The sequence below is a fragment of the Methylocystis sp. sgz306128 genome, assembly GCF_056032725.1.
Window position 1 is genome coordinate 62,368 of record NZ_JBVYWO010000005.1, and the last position, 25,953, is coordinate 88,320.

Genomic DNA, 25,953 nt, shown 5'->3' on the forward strand with positions numbered 1-25,953 from the left:
GATTTCACCATGAGCCTGACAACGGCTTTTCAGATCGCGCAATCCGGGCTGGCCGTTACGGCGGCCCAGTCCGGCGTCGTGTCAGGCAATATCGCCGGCGTTAATGACCCAGATTATGTGCGCAGGGTTGCGAATGTCGTCACCGACGGTACAGGCATGGCCGTGGTGGGCTCAATCTCGCGCATGTCTGATTCAAGCCTGCTCGATAAATTATTGTCCACGACTGCCGCGTCGCGTGCCGCCAGCGCCCTTGCCGACGGCCTCGACCAACTGGCCACTTCGGTGGGAGACACGTCCAGCGGGCAATCGCCCGCCGCGCTGCTCGGCACCATGGCCAATGCCCTGCAAGGCTATATTTCGGCGCCTGACAATGCGGCACAGGGTCAGGAAGTTGTCAATGATGCCAAGGCTCTGGCCGGAGCGCTGAACGGGGCGGCAACTCTGGTGCAGTCGGTTCGCCAGTCGGCCGATAGCAGCATCGCGCTCGCCGTCACCAGCATCAATGCGGATCTCGCCAGATTCGAGCAGGTCAATACCGCCATCATCGCCGGGACAGCCAGTGGCGGAAATGTCAATGACGCCCTGAACACGCGCGACGCGCTGCTTAAGGACCTGTCGCAATATATGGGCATTTCAACATCGCAGCAGGCCAATGGCGGCATGGCCATATATACCGACAGCGGCGTTACGCTGTTTGAGACGCGTCCGCGCTCAGTCGTCTTCACGCCAACCTCGTCTCTGCCCGCAGGGTCGAGCGGCAATGCGGTGACTGTGGATGGCGTGCCTGTCACCGGCGCATCTTCAACAATGCCGCTCCGCTCCGGCTTGATCGCGGGGCTGGCGCAATTGCGCGACGCTATTGCCCCGACCTATCAGAGCCAGCTCGATTCGATCGCCAATGGCCTGATTTCAGCCTTTGCCGAAACCGATGCCAGCGGCGGCGGCCTGCCGGCGCAGGCGGGTCTGTTCAGCTGGAGCGGCGGGCCGTCGCTCCCCACATCCGCGACCGGGCTGGCCGCATCGCTCAAGGTCAGCGCCAGCGTTGATCCCACGCAGGGCGGCAGCGTGACATTGCTGCGCGATGGCGGCATCGCCGGCATCGCCTACAGCGCCAACAGCACGGGATTGGCCGGCTATACCGCGCATCTGCAGGCGCTGGCGGATGCGCTGTCCGCCAGCCAGAGCTTCAGCGCGGCCGGCCAGATCGGCACTTCAATGAATCTGGCAGGATATGCGGGGGCGTCGGCAGGCTGGATTGAGGCGCAGCGCCAATCGGCCAGCACGCAGACAACCTATCAGGCGACCTTGCAGACAAGCACGGCACAGGCGCTTTCCAATGCGAGCGGCGTCAATATCGATACGGAAATGACCAAGATGCTGTCGTTGGAAAATTCCTATCAGGCCTCTGCGAAGCTGCTTTCAACCATCAATGCCATGTTTGACAGCCTGATGCAGGTGACGCCATGAACGCCAATCTCATTTCCTCGTCGGCGCTGTATCTTTCGCTCGCCGAGCCGCTGCAAAGGATGCAGAAAAACCTGCAGCAGACACAGACTGAACTCACCACAGGCCGATCTGCCGATGTCGGCCTGAAGCTCGGCGCACAGGTGCAGCAATCGGTGGCTCTGCATGTCAGCGTCGATGCGCTGGAGTCGATGCAGGCGACGAATAATTTCGCCACCACGCGGCTGGCCACGACGCAGAATGTTCTCAGCAGCCTCATCGGCAATGCGCAGGCGCTTGTCGAGAATATCACCGGCGGCAGCAGCAACGGCGATGCGGGCGCATGGGCGACAACCGCTGCGGCGGATCTGCGCGACATGGCGGCGCGGCTCAACACCAGCATCAACGGCAGCTATATTTTTGGCGGAATCAATTCGGGCGCCGCGCCCCTGACCGATTATACGTCCTCGCCAACCTCGCCGGCCAAATCGGCGATGGATGCCAGTTTTCAGGCAGCTTTCGGCATGTCGCAGACCAGCGCTGCGGTCTCCTCCATCACGCCGGCACAGATGCAGGCCTATCTCGACGGCCCGTTTGCCGCGCTCAATCAGGGGGCGGGCTGGAGCAATTCGTCGCGCGCCTCCAGCACCGTGTTTCAGACACAGATCAGCCCGGGCGAGACGCGGCCCACCTCGGTCAGCGCCAATGAGACGGCCTTTCAGAAACTGGCCACGGCCTTCACCATGGTGGCGGAGCTTGGCAACGGCAATTATGCACAGGACACCCGGCAGGTTATCTCCAATTCCGCCATAAAATCTCTCGCGGGGGCGATCGGCAGTCTGCAGGCGCTGGCCGCTGGCGTCGGGGCGGTGCAGGGCGATGTATCCTCTGCGGATGAGCGGATGACGGCGCAGATCGATATTTTCAACACCCAGATCGGAAATCTCGAAAATGTCGATCCCTATGCGGCCCAGACACGGCTCAGCCAGCTCACCACGCAAATTCAGGCGGCCTACAGCCTCACGGCGCAGGTCGAGCAATTGTCGATCGTGAAATATCTGCCGTGAACGGCAAGGGTATCGCATCAGCAATCAGGGCGGAAAATTGAATGTATCAGCTTTCTTATGACGATGTGATGGGCGAATCCGGCGAGCGGGCGCGGGACAATGAATATCGCGCCTTTGAGCGGGCCATAGAGCTGCTGCGGCAGGCTGAGGACAGTGGCCGGGGGCATCCTTCCTGGAGCGAGGCGCTGGATTTTGTTGTCCAGCTCTGGAAAATTCTGCTCGAAGATCTGGTGCACCCCGATAATTCCCTGCCGGAACTGCTGCGCGCCCAGCTCATTTCCATCGGATTCTGGATGATCAGGGAGGCCGAGGCGGTACAGAAGGGCCGCTCCGACAATATTGCCGGCCTGATCGAAATTTGCGCCATCATCAAACAGGGGTTGAAATAAGCCGTGTCCATGAACATCACCCTCCGCGCGGGCGAAAAAATCTACATCAATGGCGCGGTGCTGCGCGCGGACCGCAAAGTGTCGCTCTCTCTGCTCAACGATGCGCATTTTCTGCTGGAGGCGCATGTCCTGCAGGCAGCCGATGCCACAACGCCCATGCGCCAGCTCTATTTTCTGCTGCAGCTGATGCTGATGGAGCCGGGCGGCGCACAGGAGGCCAAACGGTTGTTCGAGGTTTTTCATGGTCAGATTCTTCAGGTGCTGCGCGGCAGCGCGCTGGCTGACGGCCTTGAGGACGTCGGAATTCTTGTGCGCGAATCCCGCTATTTCGAAGCGCTCAAGGTTATCCGCGCGCTTTATCCGCTTGAGGCGCAGCTGCAGGCCGAAGCCGCGCAGGGTCCGGTCAAGGCCGCCTGAAACCGAAAGGATATCAACATGGTCACGCTGTCTTCCGCCACATCGGGCTCCACCGCCTCCGCACCGGCGAGCACTTCCTCATCGGGTTCAGTCGTCAGGCAGGCGACGGTGAACTACAATCAGTTTCTGCAATTGCTGGTGGCCGAGATGCGGAATCAGGATCCCACCAATCCGATGGATCCGACACAAACCGTCAGCCAGCTTGCATCCTTCTCTTCCGTTGAGCAGCAGGTCAGAACCAACAGGACGCTGGATAATCTGCTGAGCGGGCTCAACCTGCCCAATCCCGCGACGGGCGGAACCAGCAGCGCATGAACGAGAGCGACGCCCTCGATCTTGCCGAAAAAGCGCTCTGGGCCATTATTCTAGGGGCCGGCCCGGCCGTTACGGCCGCCATGCTGGTCGGTCTGGCAATAGCCCTGTTTCAGGCCCTCACCCAGATTCAGGAAATGACGCTGACCTTTGTGCCGAAAATTCTGATTGTGTTTTTTACGTTCGGTTTCAGCGCCTCGTTCATCGGCGCGCATCTGGCCGCGTTCACCAGCTTTGTCTACAGCCATATCGAGAAAGGCTTCTGAGCCGCAGTCCGCATCTGTCCATGTCAAGACCGGCGCAAGCTTGGCCCCGCACATTCGGGTGAATGAAGGGGAGTCAGGTGACAGAGGAGAGGCACGTTTCAGGCGACAAGATGGTGGCCGCCAGCAGCCGCGACATCGGCTTTGCCGCCGCGATTGCGGCGATCATTTCAGTGTTCTTTCTGCCGATACCGGCGGTTCTGATCGATCTCGGTCTGGCCTTTTCCATCGCGCTGTCGGTCGTTATTCTGATGGTGGCCCTGTGGATTCAGCGTCCGATTGAATTTTCAGCTTTTCCGGTTGTACTGCTGGTGGCGACGTTGCTGCGCCTGTCGCTCAATATTGCCACGACGCGCCTCATTCTCTCGCATGGGCCGGAAGGGGTGACGGCGGCAGGCTATATCATCGGTGGCTTTTCGCGCCTGCTGATGAGCGGTGATTTTGTTATCGGGCTGATTGTATTCGCCATTATCATCACCATTAATTTTCTGGTTATCACCAAGGGCGCGACCCGTATTGCCGAAGTGGGGGCGCGGTTCACGCTGGATTCCATTCCCGGCAAACAGATGGCCATTGACGCCGATCTCTCCGCCGGGATGATCGACGAGCGCGAGGCGCGCCAGCGCCGGCGCGAGCTTGAGGAAGAAAGCGCGTTTTTCGGCTCGATGGACGGCGCTTCCAAATTCGTGCGCGGCGATGCGATCGCCGGCATCATCATTCTTGCGGTGAATATATTCGGCGGCATGATCATCGGCGTAACGCGTCACAGCATGGCGCTGAGCGACGCCGCCGATGTCTTCACCAAATTATCGGTGGGCGACGGCCTTGTTTCGCAGATTCCGGCGCTGATCACGTCGCTGGCCGCCGGTCTGCTTGTCTCGAAGGGCGGCACCCGCGGCGCAGCGGAAAAGGCCGTCATCGACCAGCTGGTTTATTACCCGCGTGCGCTTTATGCCGCTGCCGCCTTGATGCTGATTTTTGCGCTGGTGCCGGGGCTGCCCTTCCTGCCCTTCGCCGTGCTGGCCGCCCTTCTGGGCTTTACCGCCTATCTCGTGCCGCTGCGCAAGGCCGAGGCGCAGGCGCAGGCGGAACAAGCGCAAAGCGCCGCCAGACAGGAGGCGCGGGCCGGCTCGCGCGAGGGTCTTGTCGAACATCTGCGTACGGCCGACATAGAATTGTGTCTGGGCAAGCAGCTTGCCCTCAATATTCTGCCGCGCCGAGCGGAAATTGCGGGCCGCATGACCAAGATGCGGCGCAAATTCGCCCGTTCCTATGGCTTCATCATTCCTGAAATTGCATTGACCGATTCTCTCAATCTTCCGGCCAAGACTTATGAAATCCGCATTCATGGCACGATGGTGGCGCGTCAGGAGATGCATATCGGCGAACTGATGGTGCTGATCGGCGACAGGCCAAAGCCCGATATAGTCGGCGACATGACGCGGGACCCGGCCTTCGGCATGCAGGCCATCTGGGTGGCTGCGGCGCTCAAGGGCGAATTGCGCCGCCTCGGTTTTGAGGGCGTCGACAATACGTCGGTGATCCTCACCCATCTGAGCGAGGTGATCCGGCAGAATCTGAGCCGGCTCTATTCCTACAAGGACCTGCGCACCATGGTCGACCAGTTGGAGCCTGAATATAAGCGGCTGGTCGATGATATCTGCCCGGCGCATATCTCCTATTCCGGCCTGCAGGCCGTCATCAAACTGCTGCTGGCCGAGCGGGTGTCGATCCGCAGCTTTCCGCTCATTCTCGAGGCCGTGGCTGAAATTGCGCCACATGTGCGCCGCGCCGAGCAGATTGTGGAGCATGTGCGTCTGCGCATGGCCGCGCAGATCTGCGGCGATCTGGCCGACGGTGGCGTGCTGAAGATTGTCCGCCTTGGCCCGCGCTGGGATCAGGTTTTCCGGCAGAGCCTGCGGCGCGATGCCAAGGGGGAGGTGGCGGAATTTGATCTGGAGCCGCGGCTTGTCGAGCAATTCAGTCAGGAAGCCTCTGCGCTTATCCGCCAGCGCATGGATATGGGCGACAGTTTCGTACTGGCGACGACGGCCGATGCCCGGCCCTTCGTGCGGATGATCATCGAGCGGCTGTTCCCGAATCTTGCGGTGCTGGCGCAGGTTGAAATCGCCCGCGGCATCGCCACGCAGGTTATCGGCTCCCTTTTATGAGCGATATGCTGCATGACGTGATCTTCCGCGGCTTTGCCATTTTCTGCCGTGTCGGCGCCTGTCTGATGCTGATGCCGGGCTTTTCCTCGCCCCGCATCGGCGTCATGGCGCGGCTGTTTCTGTGCCTTGCCGTTTCGCTGGCGCTTTATCCGCGCCTTGCGCCGATCATGGACCCGGCACTGGCGGGCCAGCCGGATTATCTGCGCTACCGGCTGCTGCTTTCCGAATGCGCCATCGGCGGCTTTATCGGCCTAAGCGGGCGATATTTCTTCTTCGGTCTTGAATCGGCACTGGTTCTGGGCGCGAATGCCATCGGCATGACCAATGCGTTCATTGCCCAGATCGCCGACGAGGAATTGGCGCCCGCCTTCGCATCGCTGGCCATGCTCTGCGCCACCATGCTGTTTTTCGCCAGCGATCAGCATCTTGAGGTCGTCAGGGCGCTGGTGCAATCCTATGATGCGATACCACCTTCCGGCGGATTTTCGCCGCGCTCCGCCCTCATGCAGGTTGTTGACGCGCTGGCGCAGGCTTTTGTGCTGGGACTGCGGATCGGCGCGCCGTTTTTCGTATATGGCATGGTGATCAACGTCATTTCCGGCCTGCTGAACCGGCTGGTTCCGAATATTCCGGTTTTCTTCATCATGACGCCGCTGATCATCGCGCTGGGGCTGTTTCTGGCCTATTTCGCGCTCGGCCCATCGCTGGCCCTGTTCAATCTGGGCTTTGCCCTCTGGCTGAAAGGGTAGGCATGGAACAGGGCAGACGTCTTGCCGCGATGAAGCGGATCATGAGCGTGCGGGAAAATCAGCATCTTCTGCAGCAATGGCGCGCGGCGCGGGCACAGCAGGAACTTGACCGCGCCGTGAGCCGTCTTGATGCTCTTGCACAGCTGATGATGCAGGAAGGCGCTGGCGGGGCAGATTACGCCTTCCTGCTGCGCCAGCAGGAGCGCCGCGGCCATGCGCGGGAAGCCGGCGCGTTGCTTGAAAAGTCCGCGGCGGAGGATCTCCTGCGGCAGATGTCGATGAAGCTGGAACAGGCGCGTCATGCGGTGCGCCGTCACGGTGCCCTGGCCGCAGCCGAGGCCGAATTGCGCGATTTTGACGCTCTGCTCGACGAGATGGCGCAAAGACATCCGGCAAGCTCCGATCCAGCTTGAATTCCTAAGTTTGTTTCAGAAAATGTGAGAGAGGACTCATCGGTGGCGATACAGCCCGTTTCGGACCTTGTGCTCGATGTTGCCAATGCCGCCGATCCGGTTCGCCGGCAGAGCGCGCTGGACCGGCTTGACCGGCTGGGCGCCGGGTTGGTGTCCGGCCCTGCTTTTTCGGATTTGCTTGACGCCGCGCCGGTCCCTGTTCTTCCGCTCAATCCCGGCGCGGCTCAGATGCACGCCGCGCTGGACAACATACGCGATCACCATCTGCCATCCGATGCCTCGCGCACCGGCACATTGCAGAAGTTCGAGGCTTTCGTCCTTGGCAATTTCATCGGTCTGATGCTGCCCAAGGAGTCGCAATCGGTTTACGGCTCGGGGCTGGCAGGAGAAATGTGGCAATCGCTCATGGCGCAGGATCTGGGGGAGGCTCTGGCCAGGCGGGGCGGTATCGGGATTGCCAGCCGTATTGCCAGCGCTTATCCGGTTGCCGTCGCCGCTCGGAAAGGGGGATGAGTCATGTCTGATCTTGACGGCGAACAGACGGGGGCGCCGGTTCCGCCTGTGCCTTGGGCCGTGCTCCAGCGGCTGGAGCAGGTCATCGACGAGGAAAACGAGGCCCTGGCCCGGCATGATGTCTCGCGCTGCGAAGAGTTCAACCAACGCAAGCGCCTTGCACTGCAGGAGCTCAGCCGGCTGATGGGCGGCCCGGCCATTGCACCCGGCCCCGGCTGGCAGGAGGCGGGCACCGCCTTGCGCGCCAAGCTGCGCCGCAACAGCCATCTGCTGCGTAATCATCTGCTCGCCGTGGCCGAAATTGCCGATATTCTGACGATCGGCCTGAATGAAGCTGAATCGGACGGCACATATACCGAGCTGCGCAAGGCCGGAGCGCCATGCTGAAAACGCTTCTGCTCGGCGTCTGGGTGAGTTTGGTCGTGGCTGGTTCCGCCATCGGCGTCGGCCTGTTTGCGATGCAGCCGGACAAACCGGCGCAGGTCGAGGCAAAGGCAACAGAATACCGCAAGATGAACGCCATCTCCGTTCCAAAAATTGCTGACGGGACCATGCAGGGCTATGTGGTTGCGCGTCTGGGCCTCACGCTTGACAGCGATCTGGCCAAACGTCAGCCGATTGCGCCGGAAATACTCATCGCGCAGGACGCATTCCGCATTCTCTATTCGGATGCCAGGCTGGATTTTCGCAATCTCAAGGCCTATGACATCGCCGGACTGACCAAGTCCCTGACGGAAAACGCCAATAGGCGGATGCAAGCCGAGGTTGTGCTCGGCGTTGCGGTTGAGGATCTCAATTATTTCACCAGTGCCGAGGTCAATAAATGAAACGGATGAGCGGGCATCAGCCGGCACATGGTGTATCGCGCGCGCCTGTGGCTGCACCGAGGCGTCGCGAGCGGGCGTCGTTGCGTCCGTTCTGGGCTGTGGCTGCGGCGCTAGTCCAGATGTCGGTTGCCGACCGCCTGATGACGATATCCGGCTTTGCGCTCGCCCTTGGCAGCAGCACTTTCGCCGTCACCATGATCGCGCGCAACGCCGATACGCCGCCCGTTGCCATGCGGCATTATGCCGATGCCTATGGGCCGCTCTACTGGAAGAAGCCGATCGAAATCGTCGCGCCGGAGCTTTCTCCCGATGCGCTCTCGGCGGCTCTTCTGTCAAAGGCGCGCAATATCGACATGACCCCGCTCGGTTCGGTTGCGGCAAAGGCGGAGCCTGAACCCAGCCTGCCGGGCTACAGTCTGGTCGCGGCCAGCAGCGATTCAGCCGTTCTGGAAGGGCCGGACGGTTTCGTGCAGGTTCGCGCCGGGGCGCAGCTTGCGCCGGGCTGCATCGTGCAGCAGATCGAACAGGAAAACGGGGTCTGGGTGGTTCGAACCAGCCAGGGTGCCATCAGCGGCCCGGGCTCGTGAAACAGCAATGTCCGGCACGTGAAAGTGCCGGACATATTGCTTGTCTGCCGATACTTACGCGACGCGATGGGCGGGGAACAGCGGCGCCGTATTCAGCTTGGGCGCGGGCTGACGCTGCGCGTTGATGGCAAGCTCGGCGATGCTGGCCGGGTCCTCGTAATTTGTCATTTCCTTGCGGGGCGGCGGGGCTGCAGCGGGCATTTTGTGGGCCTGCGCCTCGTTGATGGCGATAATGTCGTTGATTGTTTTGTCGATGGCGCGCAGAGCGCGGTAATCCGGATTGACCAGAAGGCGCTCGAAGACCTGATCCCTGATTTTTTGCAGGCCTTCCACAATCTCATTGTTCATCGGACACTCCGTCAGCTCAGTTTCCCCACCATCGCGCCGGGAACTTGCGTCAGGCTGAATTGCGCGAGGATCGCCGCGCCATCCTATCTGCTGGGACAAGCGCGCAACAGACTGGCGCAAGGATGGCGGGCACATTCTTTGGATGCCGGGGTGTTTTCCCGGTCAGAGCGGCAATGCCCTGCATGGGCGGCCGTTCAGTTCTGAGTTGTGGAGAAAGTCTGCCATGTCAGCGTTGCACAAAATCCGGTCGAGCCCGGATTTGGAAAATTTCAATATCCGTCCGCGTCAGCCCGCTGATACCGAGGCACTGTTCGCGCTTTTCAGCCAGCCGGGATGCCGGCAAGGCATGGTGACGGAACCGTTTCGCTCGGTTGAGGAAATCAGCGCATGGTTTGCGCTGATCGGCACGCATTATGATCTTGTCGCGACGCGGGCCGATCAGCCGATTGGTTACGCCGGCCTCAAGCCCCGGCGGGGCGGGCAACGCCATGTCGGCGCCCTCAGTCTTTATGTGCACGATGCCTTTCAGGGGCGCGGTATCGGCACTTTGCTGCTGGCCACCGCGCTGGCGACAGCGGATCAATGGCTCGGGTTGGATCGTATTGAACTGGTGGTTTTTTGCGACAACCGGCAAGCTATCACGCTTTACAGCCGGTTCGGATTTGAGGTCGAGGGCCGGCACCGCGCCTTCGCCACCCGGGACAGCGAGTTTGTCGATGCCTTCACCATGGCGCGCCTCGCCAGGGGAAGACAGGCGCAGGTGCGGCCCCGCGCGCATCGCTGCGGCAGGAAAAAGCCGGTCCGGATGTTGAGCTTGCCAGACGCCTACACAGCCGAGCCGCATGAAAATTGCGGATAATCTGCATACGCCAAATATTTATCTGCTTCCGACAGCCAATAATCCGAATTATTACTACGGTATATGTATTTTTTATAGATGATACAATTCAATATTTTCAATTTTGCAGTCTTCTGCGAAATTATAATACATAAAATTGCAACAATATTCTCAGAAAGAAACTGAAAAGAAAAGTTTTGTTAAGTATTTCCCTTATAAAGTGCAAATTAAGTATATAGCAACTATGAATTGTATCAATTCATATAATGAGAATGCGGATCAGTTGTGTTGCGGCGCGCGCCCCGAAGCCGGTGGCCCTTCCGGCTGACGACAGCTTCGGCAACGCGGTCTGTGTCCGGGTTGAAGCGGGCTGCTCATAATCAAAGCAGGAGTATTCATGACAGAAGACAGCATAAGTTCTGACGCCGGAGAGGGCGTGGCTTCTCTCGTTCCGGCTGGTGCCGCCGCAGCTTCTCCGCCGGATGCGGGCGCGGCCCCCGGTCCGGTCACAATCGAGCTGCGTGAAATCCTGAACATGAATGCCGCCTTGCCGATGGCGCGCCTGCTGTTTGAGCATCGCGGCAATGATGTGGTGCTCAATGCCTCGAAAGTTCGCCATCTTGGCGGGCAGATGCTGCAGATCATGCTCTGCGCCGCGCGCACGTGGGCAGGGGACGGACGTTCATTCTCTGTGAAGGACCATTCGGACCGCATGGTCGAAGATCTCAAATTATTCGGACTCGAACCCCGTGACCTCAGCTTTGTGGAGTCAGACTGATGAGTATGACCGTATTGACCGTAGATGATTCCCGAACCATGCGGGACATGCTCAAATTCGCTTTGGTGAATGGCGGTTACAATGTCGTCCAGGCAGTGGACGGCATGCATGGCCTCGAAGTTCTCGAGCAGGAAAGCCCCAAGGTTATCATCACCGATATCAACATGCCCAATCTCGATGGCTTCGGCTTCATCGAGCATGTGCGCCGCAATGACCGGTTCCGCTCCGTTCCCATAATCGTCCTGACCACTGAGACGGATGCCGAAAAGCGTAATCAGGCGCGTCAGGCCGGGGCAACGGGATGGGTGGTCAAGCCGTTTGATCCGGCCAAGCTGCTCGACATCATTCGCCGCGTTTCGCCCTAAACCCAGTTCGGAGACCCCCATTATGGACGCAATGGCTGCGATCAAAGAGACGTTCTTTCAGGAATGCGAGGAACAACTCGCCGAACTGGAGACGGGCCTGCTCGCCATCGAGCAGGGCGAAGCGCAACTGGAGACGGTGAACGCGATTTTTCGCGCTGTTCACTCCATCAAGGGCGGGGCGGGTGCTTTCCAGTTGCACAGGCTGGTGCGGTTTGCCCATTCGTTTGAAAGCACACTTGATCTCATGCGCTCGGAGCGGCTGGAGGCAACCGACATCGTTATGAAAACCATGATGCGGGCGGCTTACGTGCTGTCCGATCTGGTCAAGGCGGAGCGCCTTGGCGATTCCGTTGACGAGGAGCGCTGCGACGCGGTCGTCGCCGAACTGAATGCCATCAATACCGGCGCAGGGCTTGACGACGAGGAATCCGGCGGGGAGGAGGTGGACGATTTCCAGCCCATTGCCCTTTCCCTCGACATGTTCGGCCCCGACGCCGCGGAGGAAGAGCCCGCCGGGGATCGCTTCCGCATCACGTTCAAGCCCTTTGCCCGGCTCTATCACAACGGCAATGAGGCTGCCTTCCTGCTGCGCGAGCTCTCGCAGCTCGGCGCCATGACGGTTACATGCCATCGCGAAGATCTGCCTCTTCTGGGCGAACTTGATCCGGAAGGCGCCTATCTGCACTGGACGATCGTACTCGTGACTTTGAAGAGCGAGAATTCGATCCGAGAAGTATTTGAATTTGTTACCGGCGATTGCGAACTGACGGTCGAGAAAATAGAGACGCCGGTGGCGGCGGATACAGCCGCGCCCCACGAACCTGCTCCGCTTCAGGCGGAATCCAGCTCCGGGCCCGCCATATCGGCAGGTGGGCCTGCGCCATCGCAACCGGCGGCCAGATCGAGTGTAGAACACGTGCCTGAGCCGGCGGAAAAGCAGCGCGCGGAGGCATCGCCCGGCGATTCCTCGATAAATGCGACCATCCGCGTCGATCTTGATCGCGTTGACCGGCTGATCAATCTGGTCGGCGAGCTTGTGATCAATCAGGCGATGCTGTCACAACGGGTGATCGAGGGCGGCATGGCCCGCTCGTCCAATGTGCTGGCGGGCCTTGGCGCGCTTGAACAGCTGACGCGCGAAATTCAGGAAAGCGTCATGGCCATCCGCGCGCAGCCGGTCAAGCTGCTGTTCCAGCGCATGTCGCGCATCGTGCGTGAGGTGGCTGACGCGACAGGCAAGGCCGTACGCCTCAAAACAGAGGGGGATTCGACCGAGGTCGACCGCACCGTTATCGAACGGCTTGCCGACCCCCTGACCCATATGATCCGTAATGCCGTCGATCATGGTCTGGAAAAACTGGAGAAGCGGCTGGCGGCGAACAAGCCCGCTCAGGGCGAAGTGCGGCTTTCGGCCACGCACCGTTCAGGGCGTATCGTTATTGAAGTGGCCGATGACGGCGGCGGCATCGACCGGGCGCGCGTCAAGCAGATCGCGATCGACAAGGGTCTTATTCCGCCTGATTCCGCGCTCAGCGATTCGGAGATCGACAACCTCCTGTTTCTGCCGGGATTTTCCACCGCGGACACGGTCTCGGCCATTTCTGGGCGCGGCGTGGGCATGGATGTTGTCAAAAGGTCGATCCAGTCGCTCGGCGGCCGCATCTCTATTGTCTCGCAGCCCGGCAAGGGTACGACCTTCTCTCTCAGCCTGCCGCTGACGCTGGCCGTGCTCGACGGCATGGTGGTGAGCGTCGCCGACCAGACGCTGATCATCCCGCTTGCCGCCATTGTTGAGACCCTGCGTCCGAAGGCGAGCGATGTGCACCAACTGGGTGTCTATACGCAGGTTATGGCCGACCGCGGTGGTTTTGTGCCGCTCATCGATGTGGGCCGCGCGCTTGGATATCGTGCGGCGCCCTCGGACCCGCTCAATTCCGTGGCGCTGCTCGTGGAAACGGATTCCAGCACACGCAGTGCGCTGATGGTGGATGCGATTCAGGATCAGCGGCAGGTGGTGATCAAGAGCCTCGAAGCAAATTACCGCCATGTGCCGGGCATCGCCGCCGCCACCATTCTGGGCGATGGGCGCGTCGCGCTCATTCTGGACATCGATTCCTTCGTGGCGCACTCAAGCCAGAAGATTCCCCTCTTCGATAATTCTCTCGCAGCTACAGGTTAAGGCCCATGAGCAAGACTAACAGCAATGACACACATGCCGCCTCGGAGTTTCTCGCCTTTCGTATCGGCGTTCAGGAATTCTGCATCGACATCATGTCCGTGCGCGAAATTCGCGGCTGGAGCCCGGCAACAAGTCTTCCTCATGCCCCGCAATACATATGCGGCGTTATCAATCTTCGAGGTACTGTATTACCTATTGTGGATCTTGCAGACAGGCTTGGCCTGCCGCCTGCGGAACCCACCGCCCGCCATGTCATCATCGTGGTGCAGGTTGGCCGTCAGAGCATCGGCCTGCTGGTCGATGCCGTTTCCGACATATTGATGCAGACTGCAGATACGATTCAGCCAACGCCGGATGTGGCTTCTGGCGGGTTTGCCTCGTTTATTCAGGGTGTGCTGGCGACGGAAGGTCACATGATCAGTGTTATCGGCCTTGATGGCCTGATTCCTCAATCGCTTGGAGAGGTCGCATGAATATGTCCCTGCCGCAGGCATCCCGCTCTCCGGGCGGCTCCATTGTTGCCGGCGAATTCGAGATGACCAGCGTCGATTTTCAGAATATTGCCGATATGCTGTATCAGGATGCAGGTATAGAATTACCTCAATCCAAGGCCATGCTGGTTTATTCGCGCCTTGCCAAGCGCCTTCGGGAACTGCAGCTTGGCAGCTTTGCAGAATATTGTGCGCTGGCCGCCGGGCCCAATGGCGCGGAGGAGCGGCGCAAGATGCTCTCGGCGCTCACCACCAATGTGACGGCCTTTTTCCGCGAGAAGCATCATTTCGACCATCTGCGCGATCAGGTGTTGCCGGATCTGGTGCAGGCGGCGCAAAAGGGTGCGCGTGTGCGGATCTGGTCGGCGGGCTGCTCCACCGGGCAGGAGCCTTATTCCATTGCGCTGACCATCCTCGGTGTGGAGCCGCGCGCGGCGCAGCTTGATATACGCATTCTGGCGACAGACATTGACCCTCAGGTTCTCAAGACCGGTGCGACAGGCCATTATGACGCAGCCTCGGTTCAGACCATTCCGGCGGAGCTGCGCCGCTCGCATGTGCTGGCTCTTGCCGGGTCCGGAGGGCAGATGTTCCAGATGGGCGAGGACGCCCGCCGCCTCATTTCGTTCCGTGAGCTAAATCTCAACGGCGCCTGGCCGATGCAGGGTTCGTTCGACGTGATCTTCTGCCGGAACGTCGTGATCTATTTCTCGTCCCAGACCCAGCAGGTCATCTGGACGAAAATGGCGACGAAGATGAACCCCGTCAGCTGGCTCTATATCGGCCATTCCGAGCGTGTGAGCGGCCCGAGCGCCGGCCAGTTCGCCAGCGCGGGCATCACCACCTACAAATTCGGCGGAGGGGCTGCGCGATGACAGCGGTTAAAGTTCTTGTCGTTGACGATTCTCCGACCATGCGCGGCCTGATCAAGGCCAGGCTGAGCAGCGATCCCGGTATTCAGGTTGTGGGCGAAGCCTCCGATGCGTTTCAGGCGCGCGAGGCGATCAAGGCGCTCAATCCCGATGTGATGACGCTGGATATTGAAATGCCGAACATGGACGGGCTGGCCTTTCTCGAGAAAGTGATGCGGCTGCGTCCGTTTCCGGTGATCATGGTCTCGACGCTGACCCAGCGCGGCGCGGGAGCGACGATCAAGGCGCTGGAGATCGGCGCAGTCGATTACATCAGCAAGCCCTCGTCCGGCTCGCCAGACGCATTTGACGAACTGATCGGCAAGGTGAAGATGGCGGCGCGGGCCAAGGTCGGCGTGGCAGGCGGCGGGCAGGCGAACAGGCAATCGACGGCTGGCGCGCCGTTTCAACCGGACGGCAAGCTTGTCGCCATCGGCGCGTCCACCGGCGGTGTGGATGCGCTCATCGAAATCATCTCCCGTTATCCGGCTATGTGCCCGCCCACGGTGATCACCATCCACATGCCGGCGCTGTTCACCAAATCCTTCGCCAACCGGCTCAACAACCTGTGCGCCGCGCAGGTTTCCGAGGCGGTGGAAGGCGCAATTATCCGGCCGGGGCATGTCTATCTCGCCCCCGGCGGCATTGCGCATCTCGAGGTGGTGCAGGCAGACCAGCTCCGCTGCCGGCTTCGCCAGAGCGATCTGGTCAACGGGCACCGGCCCTCTGTCGATGTGCTGTTTTCTTCCGCAGCAGCGGCGCGCAGGGCCAATGCCGTGGGTGTCATCCTGACCGGCATGGGCAATGACGGCGCTGCCGGACTTCTGGCCATGCGGCAGGCAGGGGCGCGCACGTTGGGCCAGAACGAAGCCACATGCGTTGTCTATGGAATGCCCAAAGTGGCGTTCGAGCGCAATGCAGTCGAGAAGCAGCTGCCTCTTGGAAAAATTGCCGCGGAAATTCTCGCACTGACATCATCGTCGAATCGGAAGGGTTAGAGCCAATGTCGATCGCTCAGAATTTGCAGGTCATCGTCGTCGATGACACCTATGTCAGCCGAACGCTGATTGTTGATACGCTCGATCAGCTCGGCATCCGCAATGTCGCCATGGCCAAGGACGGCGCGGAAGCCCTCAAGGCGCTGATGGCAAAGCCGGTTCATCTGGTCATTTCGGATATGAACATGCCCGGCCTCGACGGGCTGGGGCTGCTCAAGGCCCTGCGGGAGCACAAGCCCACAAGCCGGATCGGCTTTATCCTCGTGACGGGCAGCGCCGACAAGACGCTGATAGACCGCGGCCGTCAGATCGGCCTGAACAATTACGTCAAGAAGCCGATCACCACGGCATCGTTGAAGACGGCGATTGAATCCGTCGTCGGGCGGCTCGCATGATTGCGGCGACATCAGCAGAGCAGCGTCTGCACATCGTCCAGGGGGAGTTCCGGGTCAGCCGCAATCCGCAGGTGGTTCTGTCCACGCTGCTTGGCTCCTGCGTCGCGGCCTGCGTGCGGGACCCTGTCGCGGGTGTCGGCGGCATGAACCACTTTCTGCTGCCCGGCGATGCCGACCGCAACTCTCAGGCCTATGCCGAACAATATGGCGTGCATCTGATGGAGCTTCTCATCAACGGGCTGATGCGCGAAGGCGCCAAACGCGAGCGGCTGGAAGCCAAACTGTTCGGTGGCGCGCGCATGATGCGCGGACTCTCCGATATCGGCCAGAAAAATGCCGAATTTGCCACCAAGTTCCTGCGCCATGAGGGCATTCAGGTGCTGAACAGCGATCTTGGAGGGGAGCGGGGCAGGCGCATCCTGTATTCTCCGGTGTCCGGGCGGGCGCGCCAGACCTATGTCGGTGTGGAGAGCGCCGAGCAGATGGAACCGCGCATCATCGCCCCCGCGCCGGCGCCTGCCGATGATTTTGAACTGTTCACACCAAATTTGCCGCCAGTAAGGAGAACATAGATATGACAGCCGCTCAAGCTGCCCGTCTGGAACCCGTCGATCAGGTGCTCAGCCGCACCAGTGACGAATTGCGGCTTATCCAGACCAATATCGTGCGTTTGCAGGATGCCGTCGGCGCTCTGGTCGAGCAAGGCGTGCGCACGCATATCGCCGATGTGCAGGAACTGCAATATCTGGATCATCTGGCGCAGGAAGTGGCTGCGGTCGCGGATTTTCTCGGTTCTCTCTCCGCCAATCTGCCCGGCAATGTCCTCGTCGACACAAATGAATCGGCACTTTCTCTGACTCTGGGACGGCTGGCCTCCCGCTTGCGCGGGCTTGAGAGCGCAGGGCATCATGATCTGCCGCCCGATGATTACGAGCTGTTTGGCTGAGGCAGGCCGCGCAGCTGATCGGCAAGCTCGCGGAAGGCGTCGTGGCTGGGCGGAGAGAAGGGCGACTGGCTCATGGCTGCATAAATGCGCGGCACCAGTTCAACGGCGCGGTCAAGGTCGGCATCCTGCCCCGGCTGGTAGCCGCCCATCAGCCGCAGGTCGCGCGTATCCTCGAAGCGGGCGATCAGCGCCTTGAGCTTGAGTATGAGTTCGCGTTCCTCCGGCGACCAGACCTGCTGCGCCAGACGCGAGATGGAACTGAGAATGTTCATGGCGGGATAGCGGCCCTGATCGGCAATGGCGCGCTCAAGCACGATATGGCCGTCGAGCGTGCCGCGAATGGCATCGGCAACCGGATCGTTATGATTGTCAGCGTCGATCAGCACAGCATAAATGCCGGTGATGCTGCCCTGTCCGTGCGCGCCCGGGCCGGAGCGCTCCAGCAGAAGCGGCAGATCGCTGAAGATGCTGGGCGGGTAGCCCCGCGCCACAGCAGGCTCGCCCGCCGCCATGGCCACATCGCGGGCGGCATGGGCAAAGCGCGTCACGGAATCGAGGATGAGCAGCACATTCTCGCCTCGGTTGCGGAAGAATTCGGCAATCGTCGTCGCTGTTTGCGGCGCAAGGCGGCGCATCATCGGGCTCTCGTCGCCGGTTGCGACCACGGTCACCGTATTGGCCCGGTTTTCGCCCAGCGCATCCTCGAGAAATTCGCGCACCTCGCGCCCGCGCTCGCCGATAAGGCCGATAACCACCGCATCAAAGCCCGCCGCCCGCGAGATCATGCTCAGGATGGTCGATTTGCCGACGCCGGAGCCGGCAAAGATGCCGAGGCGCTGGCCGGAGCAGATGGGCGTAAAACAATCGATCACCCGCACGCCGGTGATAATGCGCGCGCCAATGCGGTTGCGCCGCAGGGCATTGGGCGGGCCCGCGTGGACGCTGAAGCTCTCGGAGCCGGAAACCAGCGCCGGGCCGTCGTCGACCGGCTGGCCGAGAGCGTTGATGACGCGGCCTTTCCAGCTTGTGTGGGGACGCAGCGCCAGTCTGCCGAAATGCTGCACCAGCGTACCCAGCGCCAGCTCCCGCGGCGCATTGAAAAACTTCACCGTGACGCTGTGCGCGTCGATCCGCAGGATTTCGCCCAATATCGGCCCGTCACGTCCCGTAACCGCGACATAATCCCCGAGCGTGACATGGTTGGAAAGTCCGCCGATCCGGCAAGAACTGGCGGTGATCTCAAGTACGGGGCCGTGCAGGGTGACGGTTTTTTCTCCGCCCTCATAGCTTTCCACCAGCCGGGCAAGCCGCGCCAATGCAGCGCTCATGCGGTATTGCCCAGCGTCTTGATGGCATCGCTCATCGACTGGTCGGCGAGCTGCCCGGAACTGGAGACCTGCTCGAAGGCGCGGCTGATCTCGATCATTTTGGCCATTTCCAGAACGGGATTGATGTTGGCGCCCTCGACAAAGCCCTGCAGCACACCGTTTCCGGAGAAATCGACAATGGGGGTGGCCGGTTTGTCTGAGAGCACCGAGGACGTCTCGCCGCGCGTGAGCCGTGCGCCCGGATCAAGCGCGAACAGGCCGATCGCGCCAACCTGCGTCTTGCCCTGTACGATCATCCCGTCGCGCATGATGCTGGGCGCTCCGCCGGCCGGATCAAGCCGGATCGGCGCCAGGCCGGCATCGAGAACCGGGCGGCCGGTCAGGGTCTGCAATTCGCCCTCCGGGGATATCTGCATCCGGCCGTCATGGGTATAGGCGGTGCCTTGCGGCGTGCTGATGGCAAGCCAGCTGTTGCCGATGGGGGCAACATCGAGCGGATTATCGGTTTTGGTCATTTCTCCGCTGGCCTGCGAAATATATTCGCCGCGCGGCACCGTGTAGGACACGCCAAGGTCGGCGCCGCGTGAGACAAAGGCGGAAAAACTCTCGCCTTCGGCGCGGAATCCCGCCGTGTTCATATTGGCGAGATTATGCGCCACCGTCGCGAGGCGGCGTTCCAGCGCGATCTGGGCGGACAGGGAAACAGCGGAATTTATCTGCATTGCACATCGGCTCCGGGGCGCGGCCCATCGGGGCCGGGCGGACTGGACGAGGGATATGGGGCCAGTCTGGCGTGGCGAGCTTGCTCAGGGCTTGAGGCGCTCTGGCCAGCCCCGCGCAAGTCTCGCTGCCTAGACCTAGGCCTGCTCTTTCTGTGGAGACGCCAGTTGAATTTCGTTCTCGGTCTTATTGTGGCGCTTGCTTCCATGCTGGGCGGTTATGCCGCCATTGGCGGCAACCTCAGTGTGATCTGGCAACCTATGGAACTGGTCATCATCGGCGGTTGTTCGCTCGGCACGTTCATTGTTGCCAATTCGATGAGCACGATCAAGGACACGGGGCGCAGCTGTTTTGAGGCCATCGGCGGCAAGGGCGTCAAGCAGCAGGATTATCTCGATGTTCTGGGCGTGCTTTACGTGCTGATGCGCGATCTGCGCTCCAAGGGCCGGAACGAGATCGAGGGACATGTCGACAATCCCAAGGAATCCTCGATTTTTCAGAGCTTTCCCAAGGTTCTGGCCAATATGGAACTGACCTATTTCATCTGCGATTATTGCCGCCTGATGATCATCGGCAATGCCCGCACCCATGAGATCGAGGCGCTGATGGATGAGGAGATCCAGACGATCAAGCGCGACAAGCTCAAGCCCTATCAGGCGTTGACGGCGGTCTCGGACGGTCTGCCGGCGCTTGGCATCGTTGCGGCGGTGCTGGGCGTGGTGCATGCGCTGGGCGAACTCGACAAACCGCCCGAGCATCTCGGCCATCTGATTGCCGCGGCTCTGGTCGGAACGTTCTCCGGCATTTTCATGTCTTACGGCATCATCGGACCGCTGGCGCATTCCGTGAAGGTGATGCGCGAGAAGCGCTGTCGGCTCTATGTCATCGTCAAGCAGACTTTGCTCGCCTTCATGAACGGCGCGATGCCGCAGATCGCGCTGGAGCATGGCCGCAAAACCATCTCCGCCAATGACCGGCCCTCGATTGATCAGGTCGAGAGCGCGACGGTTTCCGCAGGAAACTGAGCCATGCGCCGTATTGGTCCATTGCCATGAGCGACCTTCCCGATACATCCCGCGAGATTGCCGAGGACAGTGCAAGCCGCCTGTTCGAGCCATCAATGCCGGCCGACCGCTGGCCGATGATCAAGGTGGTGTTTGAACGGCTTGCGCTCGATTGTTCGCAGGCCATGCGTCAGATCGCCTCCATCCCTACTTTCTTTGCTGTTCCGCATATCAGCATTGTCAGTCTGGATACGGTGCTGAGTAGCTGGAGCGATGATATTCTGGCAGGTGTCGTGCATGTGCCGGAGTGGGATCAGCCGGTTTATGTCGGGCTGGACAAGCCCCTCATCCATTCCTTTCTCGAGGTTGTGCTGGGCGCGCAATCCGTGACAACGGGGCTTTATTCCAGGCCTCTGACGGCGCTCAGCATCCGTGTAGCCGAAATCATGTATGAGCAGATCGCGCGTTCTCTGGCCGCCGCCTTCAGCGAATTTACCGCGATTGCCCCCAAATATCAGAAGATCGAGACCCGCCTTGATCTGATCGGCTCGGCGCAGCGGGTCATGCCGATGCTGGTGGCGGATGTCACCTTTCAGGCGCTGGGCGCGCAGGGACATATCTACATCGTCATTCCGCAGGCCGTGCTTCTGCCGCTGAAATCCGTGCTGACGCGGCGCGATGCAGCACCCTCCTTCGTCGATGCCAACTGGCAACAGAAAATCGAGCGCGAGATTCAGCGCACACTGGTCAGTGTGCGGGCCGTCATCGAGCGCCCCAACATGACCCTCGGCGAGATCGCCGGGCTCGATATCGGAACGGTTCTGCTGTTGCCCTCCACAACCAATCTGCGCGTCAAGCTGATCAGCAATGACCAGTCGCTCTTCTGGTGCGAACTGGGGCAGATCGACGGCGGATATACGGTGAAGATCGAGGAGAGCATCGACGAGCAGACCGAATTCATGAACGGCCTGATGGCCTGACCCTGTGTTGCTTTGATTGAGGAGACCGGCATGAACATTGAGGAAAACATGTTTGACGAGGACCCGCTCAAGCCGGCCGCCGCAACGCGCAGCACGGATGCCAGCCCCAATATCGAGGGGGTGATGCGCATTCCGGTGACGGTGCAGGTGGTGCTGGGAACGGCGGTCATGCCCGTGGCGAATTTGCTGCGCCTCGGGCGCGGCGCTGTTGTGCCGCTTGACCACCGGGTGGGCGAGCCTGTGGATGTGGTGGTCAATGGCCGGGTGATCGCGCGTGGCGAGGTCGTGGTCGTGGAGGAGGATTCTGCCCGCTTTGGTGTATCCCTGACTGAAATCATCGGCTCTTCGCCGGACGAACGCGATTAAAGACAGAGCAAAGCAGGTGACATGACTTCTCGCGTCAAGGTGGTTTCCGATGAAAAGTTCAGGCATCTGGGGGGAGCCGACAAAGCGGCGGCCCTGTTGCTTGCCATGGGGAAGCCGCTTGCGAGCCAGCTGATCAAACATTTCGATCCGGCCGAACTGCGCGATATTTCCCGCTCCGCAGCCAGTCTCGGGGCCTTGCCCGTGCATGTGCTCGAGGATCTTGTCGAAGAATTCGCCGGCCAGTTCTCCAGCGGCGTCGATCTGGAAGGAACGGTCGAGCAGGTTGAGCAGTTGCTGACGGGCGTGCTGCCGCCCGAGCAGATTTCTGAAATCATGTCTGAGGTTCTGGGCAGTTCGAACCAGTCGATCTGGCAGCGCGTTTCCGCCGTCTCGGAGACGGTACTCGCCGCCTATCTTGAAAAGGAGCATCCCCAGATCATCGCGCTCATCCTGTCGCGGCTGGCTCCGGCCTCTACCGCAGCGGTCATCGGCAGGCTGCCGCGCGACCTGCGCAATGAACTGGTGGGCCGCATGCTCAATCTGCGCCCGGTGATGGAGAGCGTGCTGCGGGTGCTCGAAAAGCGCCTGCATGAGGATTTGCTGTTGTCGCGTCCATCCAACGCCAGCCTCGATGCCGTGATCCGGCTTGCGGATATCCTGAATCGCATGAGCCGGCCCGACATGGAGGATGCCGTACGCACCATTGAGGCGGCTGATCCGGCCATGGCCATAGAATTGCGCAAGAGATTGTTCAGCTTCGAGGATATCGGCAAGCTCGGCGCCAAGGCGCGTGTGGCGCTGTTTGAAAAGATCGCGACAGAAACTGTCGTTATGGCGCTGCGCAAAGCCAACGAGGCCACAGCTGAGGCCGTGCTCTCCTCGCTTGCGGCGCGCGGACGGCGCATGGTCGAGGCGGAACTGGCGGCGGGCAGCGAGGCGCGTCCGGCGGAGATATTGAAGGCGCAGAGCGCCATTGCGCAGGTGGTGCTCGACATGCTGGCGCGCGGCGAGGTTGAATTATCCGAGGAAACTGCCGACGGCTGAAGCGGAGTAAGCCATGGCCGAGGCCGCGGACAAGGACAGCAAAACCGAACAGGCCAGCGAAAAGCGCATCAGGGATTCGCTCGACGAGGGCAATGTGCCCTTTTCGCGCGAGGCGGGCGTGCTGGCCAGTTTTGGCGGCTTGCTGATCGCGCTGATCTTTTTTCTGCCAAATGAGGGACCACGTTTTTTTCTGATGCTGGGGCGCCTGCTGGACGAGGCGGGCCGGATGGAGTTTCCCGGCGGTCCCGATGCGATGAGCCTGCTGGCTGCGCTCGGCTGGGAAATGCTGAGGCTGATTCTGCCGCTGCTCCTGCTGCTAATGCTGGGCGGCGTTCTGGCCAGCGCGCTTCAGAACCCGCCGCAGCTCATTCTCAAGCGCATCACGCCCGATCTGAGCCGCATCTCGCCGGTGGCGGGGTGGCGACGGCTGGCGAGTCTGGCCGGGCTGGTGGAATTCGGCAAGAATCTGTTCAAGCTTTTCAGCGCCGCTATGGTTGTGCTTATTGTGCTGCAGGCCCGGCGGAATGAATTCCTGCAGCTTTCGCAGCTTGATCTTCGCGCTGTTCCGGCCTTTCTGCAGCAGACCATGGTGCGGCAGCTGGCGCTGCTGTGTGCCATACTGGCGGTGCTGGTGGGCGCGGATCTGGTATGGGCGCGTCTGCGCTGGCGGGCCGACCTGCGCATGACGCGGCAGGAACTCAAGGACGAACTCAGGCAGCTGGAAGGCGATCCGATGGTGAAGGCGCGCCTGCGCTCGCTTGCTCAGGCGCGGGCGCGCAAGCGGATGCTTGCCGCCGTGCCGCGCGCTACGCTGGTTGTTGCCAATCCGACGCATTTTGCTGTGGCGCTCTATTACAAGAGCGAGGAGGGCGGCGCGCCCAAGGTGCTGGCCAAGGGGCAGGATCTTATCGCGCTGCGCATCCGCGCTGTTGCCGAGAAACACGGTGTTCCGGTCTTTGAGGACAAGGCGCTTGCGCGCTCGCTTTATGCGCAGGTTGAGGTGGATCAGATGATTCCGCCGGAATTCTATCGCGCCGTGGCGCGACTTATCACCTATCTCAACCGCAAGCGCGGCGCGCGGCGCACATCCTGATCGCTTCCTGCGTACAGGCCAGTTTCAGGCAAGTTTTTCCATTTATGGTTAATGCATTCTCAACAACAAGGGCTGATTTGTGATGACATCGGTTCTGGCGCTGGCTTCGCGTCATCTGGACTGGCTCGCTGTCCGTCAGGTGGTGGTTGCGCGCAATGTGGCCAATGCCAGCACGCCGGGCTTTACGGCGCAGGATGTGCAGCCCTTTTCGGCTCTGGCCGACGACGGCGCTGCCCGGCTCGATACGACGCATGCCGCGCATTTCACACTCGATCCGTCGAGAGAAACGGCAACGCGCGTCGTGGAGGGCAATTCGTGGGAAATCACCCATTCGGGAAATTCGGTGACCCTTGAGCAGGAAATGATCAAGGCGGGGGATATTCACCGGGCCTATGCACTGGACACAGCGATTTCGCGCGCGTTTCACCAGATGCTGAACATGGCCGCAAAATGAGGACAGACAGATGATCGATCCGCTTCAGGCCTCCCTGACCGTGGCCGGCTCCGGCTTGCAGGCGCAATCGGCCCGCATCCGCATCGTTTCGGAAAATATCGCCAATGCCCAATCGACCGGCCTGACGGCGGGCTCCGATCCCTATATGCGCAAGACCATCACCTTCGCTTCGGCGCTTGACCGCGCCAGCGGCGTGCCCAAAGTCGAAATCCGCGCCATCGGTTTCGACAACGCTGCATTCCCGGTGGTGCACGAGCCGGGAAATCCGGCGGCCGATGCAAACGGCGATGTCAAGATGCCGAATGTGAACATTCTGACCGAGATCGCCGATATGCGCGAAGCCAATCACGCTTATGAGGCGGATTTGCAGGTGGCGCAGCAATCACGCCAGCTCATATCCATGACCATCGACCTGCTGAGGACCATGCCATGATTTTTCCTGTCGCACCTGTTGTTTCTGCCCTATCCGCCGTCACCGGCGCGGGCGTTGCGCCGTCCGGCGCAAGCGCGGGTCTGTCCGGCGCTGGCGCTGAATTCTCCAGAATGATCTCGGATGCAGTTTCGGGACTGCACACTGCCGAATCAACGGCCATTTCCGGCATTGAGGGCCGCACAGGCGTACAGCAGACGGTGGATGCTGTGATGGATGCCCAGACCACCTTTCAGGTGGCGCTGTCCCTGCGCGACAAGGCCGTAAGCGCCTATCAGGAACTGGCGCGCATGGCGATCTGATGCCTTTTGAGAACATTGACATGAAGTGGAGCAGATTTGATGAGGGCCCTTTCCATAGCGGCGACAGGCATGAACGCGCAGCAGCTCAATCTGGAGGTGATTGCCAATAATCTTGCCAATATCAACACCACGAGCTTCAAGCGCACGCGGGCCGAATTCACGGATCTCATGTATCAGACCATGCGCCTTCAGGGCGTCTCCAGCCGGGGCAATGACGCCATCGTGCCGGAGGGCGCGCAGCTCGGGCTCGGTGTCCGGGCGGCGGCCATCCGCAAGCTCAATATTCAGGGCGAACTGGCGCAGACCGGCAATCAGCTTGATCTGGCGCTGAGCGGGCGCGGCTGGTTTCAGGTGACAGATCCCGCCGGCGAAACGGTTTATACCCGCGCCGGTGCGTTCAATACCAATGCGAAGGGCCAGTTGGTGACAATGGACGGCTATTCTGTATCTCCGTCGATTACCGTGCCAACAACAGCGACAAGCGTTTCGGTGAGTGAATCAGGTCTGGTGACGGCGGTTGTGCCGCCCGCGACCACGCCCGTGACGCTGGGCCAGCTGACTATTGCGACATTTGCCAATGACGCCGGGCTTGAGGCGCTGGGCAATAATCTGGTGCGTCCCACCGACGCCAGCGGTTCGGCCGTCGTCGGGGTGCCGGGCGATGCCGGATATGGCACGATCAAACAGGGTTTTCTCGAAAATTCAAATGTCGATCCGGTTTCGGAGATAACGACAATGATTGCAGCGCAGCGCGCCTACGAAATGAACTCCAAGGTGATTCAGGCTGCGGACCAGATGGCGCAGACGCTCACTCAGGCCATGCGGTAGGGTA

Annotated in this window: 35 protein-coding genes; 32 read left to right on the forward strand and 3 right to left on the reverse strand. The window is 60.8% G+C overall.

Features of this window, described 5'->3' with window-relative positions:
- Positions 1-9 precede the first annotated feature (9 nt).
- From flgK to AC0N03_RS09965, 13 genes are all read left to right on the forward strand, one after another.
- On the forward strand, positions 10-1,467 hold the full coding sequence (flgK, locus tag AC0N03_RS09905; RefSeq protein ID WP_474288550.1) for a flagellar hook-associated protein FlgK: 1,458 nt from the start codon (positions 10-12) through the stop codon (positions 1,465-1,467).
- Positions 1,464-2,510: a flagellar hook-associated family protein gene (locus AC0N03_RS09910; protein WP_474288551.1), complete on the forward strand. Its 1,047-nt coding sequence runs from the start codon at positions 1,464-1,466 to the stop codon at positions 2,508-2,510. The genes flgK and AC0N03_RS09910 overlap by 4 nt, the downstream gene beginning before the upstream one ends.
- A 41-nt stretch (positions 2,511-2,551) precedes the next feature.
- On the forward strand, positions 2,552-2,899 hold the full coding sequence (flaF, locus tag AC0N03_RS09915) for a flagellar biosynthesis regulator FlaF (RefSeq protein ID WP_474288552.1): 348 nt from the start codon (positions 2,552-2,554) through the stop codon (positions 2,897-2,899).
- A 9-nt stretch (positions 2,900-2,908) separates the two neighbouring features.
- Positions 2,909-3,316 (forward strand): flagellar biosynthesis repressor FlbT, encoded by a 408-nt coding sequence (gene flbT / locus AC0N03_RS09920; protein WP_474288553.1) that lies wholly within the window; start codon positions 2,909-2,911, stop codon positions 3,314-3,316.
- A gap of 18 nt (positions 3,317-3,334) precedes the next feature.
- Positions 3,335-3,631 carry a flagellar hook capping FlgD N-terminal domain-containing protein gene (locus AC0N03_RS09925; RefSeq protein WP_474288554.1) on the forward strand — a complete coding sequence of 99 codons (297 nt, stop codon included), beginning with the start codon at positions 3,335-3,337 and terminating at the stop codon, positions 3,629-3,631.
- Entirely contained in the window at positions 3,628-3,894 is a 267-nt protein-coding gene (gene fliQ / locus AC0N03_RS09930) for a flagellar biosynthesis protein FliQ (protein ID WP_474288555.1), read from the forward strand. Before AC0N03_RS09925 ends, fliQ begins: the two co-directional genes overlap by 4 nt.
- A gap of 110 nt (positions 3,895-4,004) precedes the next feature.
- Positions 4,005-6,062, forward strand: coding sequence for a flagellar biosynthesis protein FlhA (gene flhA, locus AC0N03_RS09935; protein WP_474288743.1), 2,058 nt, complete (start codon positions 4,005-4,007; stop codon positions 6,060-6,062).
- Complete coding sequence (locus AC0N03_RS09940) at positions 6,059-6,811, forward strand: flagellar biosynthetic protein FliR (RefSeq protein ID WP_474288556.1); 753 nt, start codon at positions 6,059-6,061, stop codon at positions 6,809-6,811. Before flhA ends, AC0N03_RS09940 begins: the two co-directional genes overlap by 4 nt.
- A 2-nt stretch (positions 6,812-6,813) precedes the next feature.
- Positions 6,814-7,224, forward strand: a complete 411-nt coding sequence (locus AC0N03_RS09945; protein WP_474288557.1) for a hypothetical protein — start codon at positions 6,814-6,816, stop codon at positions 7,222-7,224.
- Between the two features lie 42 nt (positions 7,225-7,266).
- A complete protein-coding gene (locus tag AC0N03_RS09950; protein ID WP_474288558.1) occupies positions 7,267-7,737 on the forward strand; it encodes a rod-binding protein in 471 nt (156 codons plus the stop codon).
- Positions 7,738-7,740: 3 nt separating this feature from the next.
- Complete coding sequence (locus AC0N03_RS09955) at positions 7,741-8,124, forward strand: flagellar protein FlgN (RefSeq protein ID WP_474288559.1); 384 nt, start codon at positions 7,741-7,743, stop codon at positions 8,122-8,124.
- Positions 8,118-8,564 carry a hypothetical protein gene (locus tag AC0N03_RS09960; RefSeq protein ID WP_474288560.1) on the forward strand — a complete coding sequence of 149 codons (447 nt, stop codon included), beginning with the start codon at positions 8,118-8,120 and terminating at the stop codon, positions 8,562-8,564. Before AC0N03_RS09955 ends, AC0N03_RS09960 begins: the two co-directional genes overlap by 7 nt.
- On the forward strand, positions 8,561-9,151 hold the full coding sequence (locus AC0N03_RS09965) for a hypothetical protein (protein ID WP_474288562.1): 591 nt from the start codon (positions 8,561-8,563) through the stop codon (positions 9,149-9,151). The genes AC0N03_RS09960 and AC0N03_RS09965 overlap by 4 nt, the downstream gene beginning before the upstream one ends.
- A 54-nt stretch (positions 9,152-9,205) precedes the next feature.
- On the opposite strand, the gene AC0N03_RS09970 is transcribed toward AC0N03_RS09965, so the two are convergent.
- On the reverse strand, positions 9,206-9,499 hold the full coding sequence (locus tag AC0N03_RS09970; protein ID WP_474288563.1) for a hypothetical protein: 294 nt from the start codon (positions 9,497-9,499) through the stop codon (positions 9,206-9,208).
- Positions 9,500-9,722: 223 nt separating this feature from the next.
- Here AC0N03_RS09970 and AC0N03_RS09975 point away from each other — a divergent pair, with 223 nt between their 5' ends.
- From AC0N03_RS09975 to AC0N03_RS10020, 10 genes are all read left to right on the forward strand, one after another.
- The gene (locus AC0N03_RS09975; protein WP_474288564.1) at positions 9,723-10,358 is read left to right on the forward strand and encodes an N-acetyltransferase family protein; all 636 of its coding nucleotides are present in this window, start codon (positions 9,723-9,725) and stop codon (positions 10,356-10,358) included.
- A 376-nt stretch (positions 10,359-10,734) separates the two neighbouring features.
- The gene (locus AC0N03_RS09980; protein WP_474288565.1) at positions 10,735-11,115 is read left to right on the forward strand and encodes an STAS domain-containing protein; all 381 of its coding nucleotides are present in this window, start codon (positions 10,735-10,737) and stop codon (positions 11,113-11,115) included.
- Positions 11,115-11,480, forward strand: a complete 366-nt coding sequence (locus AC0N03_RS09985; protein WP_474288566.1) for a response regulator — start codon at positions 11,115-11,117, stop codon at positions 11,478-11,480. Before AC0N03_RS09980 ends, AC0N03_RS09985 begins: the two co-directional genes overlap by 1 nt.
- 22 nt (positions 11,481-11,502) lie before the next feature.
- Complete coding sequence (locus tag AC0N03_RS09990; protein ID WP_474288567.1) at positions 11,503-13,659, forward strand: chemotaxis protein CheA; 2,157 nt, start codon at positions 11,503-11,505, stop codon at positions 13,657-13,659.
- A 5-nt stretch (positions 13,660-13,664) separates the two neighbouring features.
- Complete coding sequence (locus AC0N03_RS09995) at positions 13,665-14,132, forward strand: chemotaxis protein CheW (protein ID WP_474288568.1); 468 nt, start codon at positions 13,665-13,667, stop codon at positions 14,130-14,132.
- Positions 14,129-15,025, forward strand: coding sequence for a CheR family methyltransferase (locus tag AC0N03_RS10000; protein WP_474288569.1), 897 nt, complete (start codon positions 14,129-14,131; stop codon positions 15,023-15,025). Before AC0N03_RS09995 ends, AC0N03_RS10000 begins: the two co-directional genes overlap by 4 nt.
- Positions 15,022-16,059: a protein-glutamate methylesterase/protein-glutamine glutaminase gene (locus AC0N03_RS10005; protein ID WP_474288570.1), complete on the forward strand. Its 1,038-nt coding sequence runs from the start codon at positions 15,022-15,024 to the stop codon at positions 16,057-16,059. Before AC0N03_RS10000 ends, AC0N03_RS10005 begins: the two co-directional genes overlap by 4 nt.
- A gap of 5 nt (positions 16,060-16,064) precedes the next feature.
- Positions 16,065-16,454 (forward strand): response regulator, encoded by a 390-nt coding sequence (locus AC0N03_RS10010; RefSeq protein WP_474288571.1) that lies wholly within the window; start codon positions 16,065-16,067, stop codon positions 16,452-16,454.
- On the forward strand, positions 16,451-17,026 hold the full coding sequence (locus AC0N03_RS10015) for a chemotaxis protein CheD (RefSeq protein WP_474288572.1): 576 nt from the start codon (positions 16,451-16,453) through the stop codon (positions 17,024-17,026). Before AC0N03_RS10010 ends, AC0N03_RS10015 begins: the two co-directional genes overlap by 4 nt.
- Positions 17,027-17,028: 2 nt before the next feature.
- Complete coding sequence (locus AC0N03_RS10020) at positions 17,029-17,400, forward strand: hypothetical protein (protein ID WP_474288573.1); 372 nt, start codon at positions 17,029-17,031, stop codon at positions 17,398-17,400.
- On the opposite strand, the gene fliI is transcribed toward AC0N03_RS10020, so the two are convergent.
- Both fliI and flgF read right to left on the reverse strand, forming a co-directional pair.
- The gene (gene fliI, locus AC0N03_RS10025) at positions 17,382-18,728 is read right to left on the reverse strand and encodes a flagellar protein export ATPase FliI (RefSeq protein WP_474288574.1); all 1,347 of its coding nucleotides are present in this window, start codon (positions 18,726-18,728) and stop codon (positions 17,382-17,384) included. The genes AC0N03_RS10020 and fliI overlap by 19 nt on opposite strands.
- Entirely contained in the window at positions 18,725-19,450 is a 726-nt protein-coding gene (gene flgF / locus AC0N03_RS10030) for a flagellar basal-body rod protein FlgF (protein WP_474288575.1), read from the reverse strand. Before flgF ends, fliI begins: the two co-directional genes overlap by 4 nt.
- Before the next feature lie 165 nt (positions 19,451-19,615).
- On the opposite strand from flgF, the gene motA reads away from it, so the two are divergent.
- From motA to flgG, 9 genes are all read left to right on the forward strand, one after another.
- On the forward strand, positions 19,616-20,473 hold the full coding sequence (gene motA / locus AC0N03_RS10035) for a flagellar motor stator protein MotA (RefSeq protein ID WP_474288576.1): 858 nt from the start codon (positions 19,616-19,618) through the stop codon (positions 20,471-20,473).
- A gap of 26 nt (positions 20,474-20,499) precedes the next feature.
- Positions 20,500-21,432 (forward strand): FliM/FliN family flagellar motor switch protein, encoded by a 933-nt coding sequence (locus AC0N03_RS10040; protein WP_474288577.1) that lies wholly within the window; start codon positions 20,500-20,502, stop codon positions 21,430-21,432.
- A 30-nt stretch (positions 21,433-21,462) separates the two neighbouring features.
- Positions 21,463-21,798: a flagellar motor switch protein FliN gene (gene fliN / locus AC0N03_RS10045; protein ID WP_474288578.1), complete on the forward strand. Its 336-nt coding sequence runs from the start codon at positions 21,463-21,465 to the stop codon at positions 21,796-21,798.
- Between the two features lie 21 nt (positions 21,799-21,819).
- Entirely contained in the window at positions 21,820-22,842 is a 1,023-nt protein-coding gene (locus AC0N03_RS10050) for a flagellar motor switch protein FliG (protein WP_474288579.1), read from the forward strand.
- Between the two features lie 13 nt (positions 22,843-22,855).
- Positions 22,856-23,935, forward strand: a complete 1,080-nt coding sequence (locus AC0N03_RS10055; protein ID WP_474288580.1) for an EscU/YscU/HrcU family type III secretion system export apparatus switch protein — start codon at positions 22,856-22,858, stop codon at positions 23,933-23,935.
- Positions 23,936-24,017: 82 nt separating this feature from the next.
- Positions 24,018-24,389 (forward strand): flagellar basal body rod protein FlgB, encoded by a 372-nt coding sequence (flgB, locus tag AC0N03_RS10060; RefSeq protein WP_474288581.1) that lies wholly within the window; start codon positions 24,018-24,020, stop codon positions 24,387-24,389.
- A 10-nt stretch (positions 24,390-24,399) separates the two neighbouring features.
- Entirely contained in the window at positions 24,400-24,822 is a 423-nt protein-coding gene (gene flgC / locus AC0N03_RS10065) for a flagellar basal body rod protein FlgC (RefSeq protein ID WP_474288582.1), read from the forward strand.
- The gene (gene fliE / locus AC0N03_RS10070; RefSeq protein WP_474288583.1) at positions 24,819-25,121 is read left to right on the forward strand and encodes a flagellar hook-basal body complex protein FliE; all 303 of its coding nucleotides are present in this window, start codon (positions 24,819-24,821) and stop codon (positions 25,119-25,121) included. The genes flgC and fliE overlap by 4 nt, the downstream gene beginning before the upstream one ends.
- 39 nt (positions 25,122-25,160) lie before the next feature.
- Positions 25,161-25,949, forward strand: coding sequence for a flagellar basal-body rod protein FlgG (gene flgG, locus AC0N03_RS10075; RefSeq protein ID WP_474288584.1), 789 nt, complete (start codon positions 25,161-25,163; stop codon positions 25,947-25,949).
- Positions 25,950-25,953 lie beyond the last annotated feature (4 nt).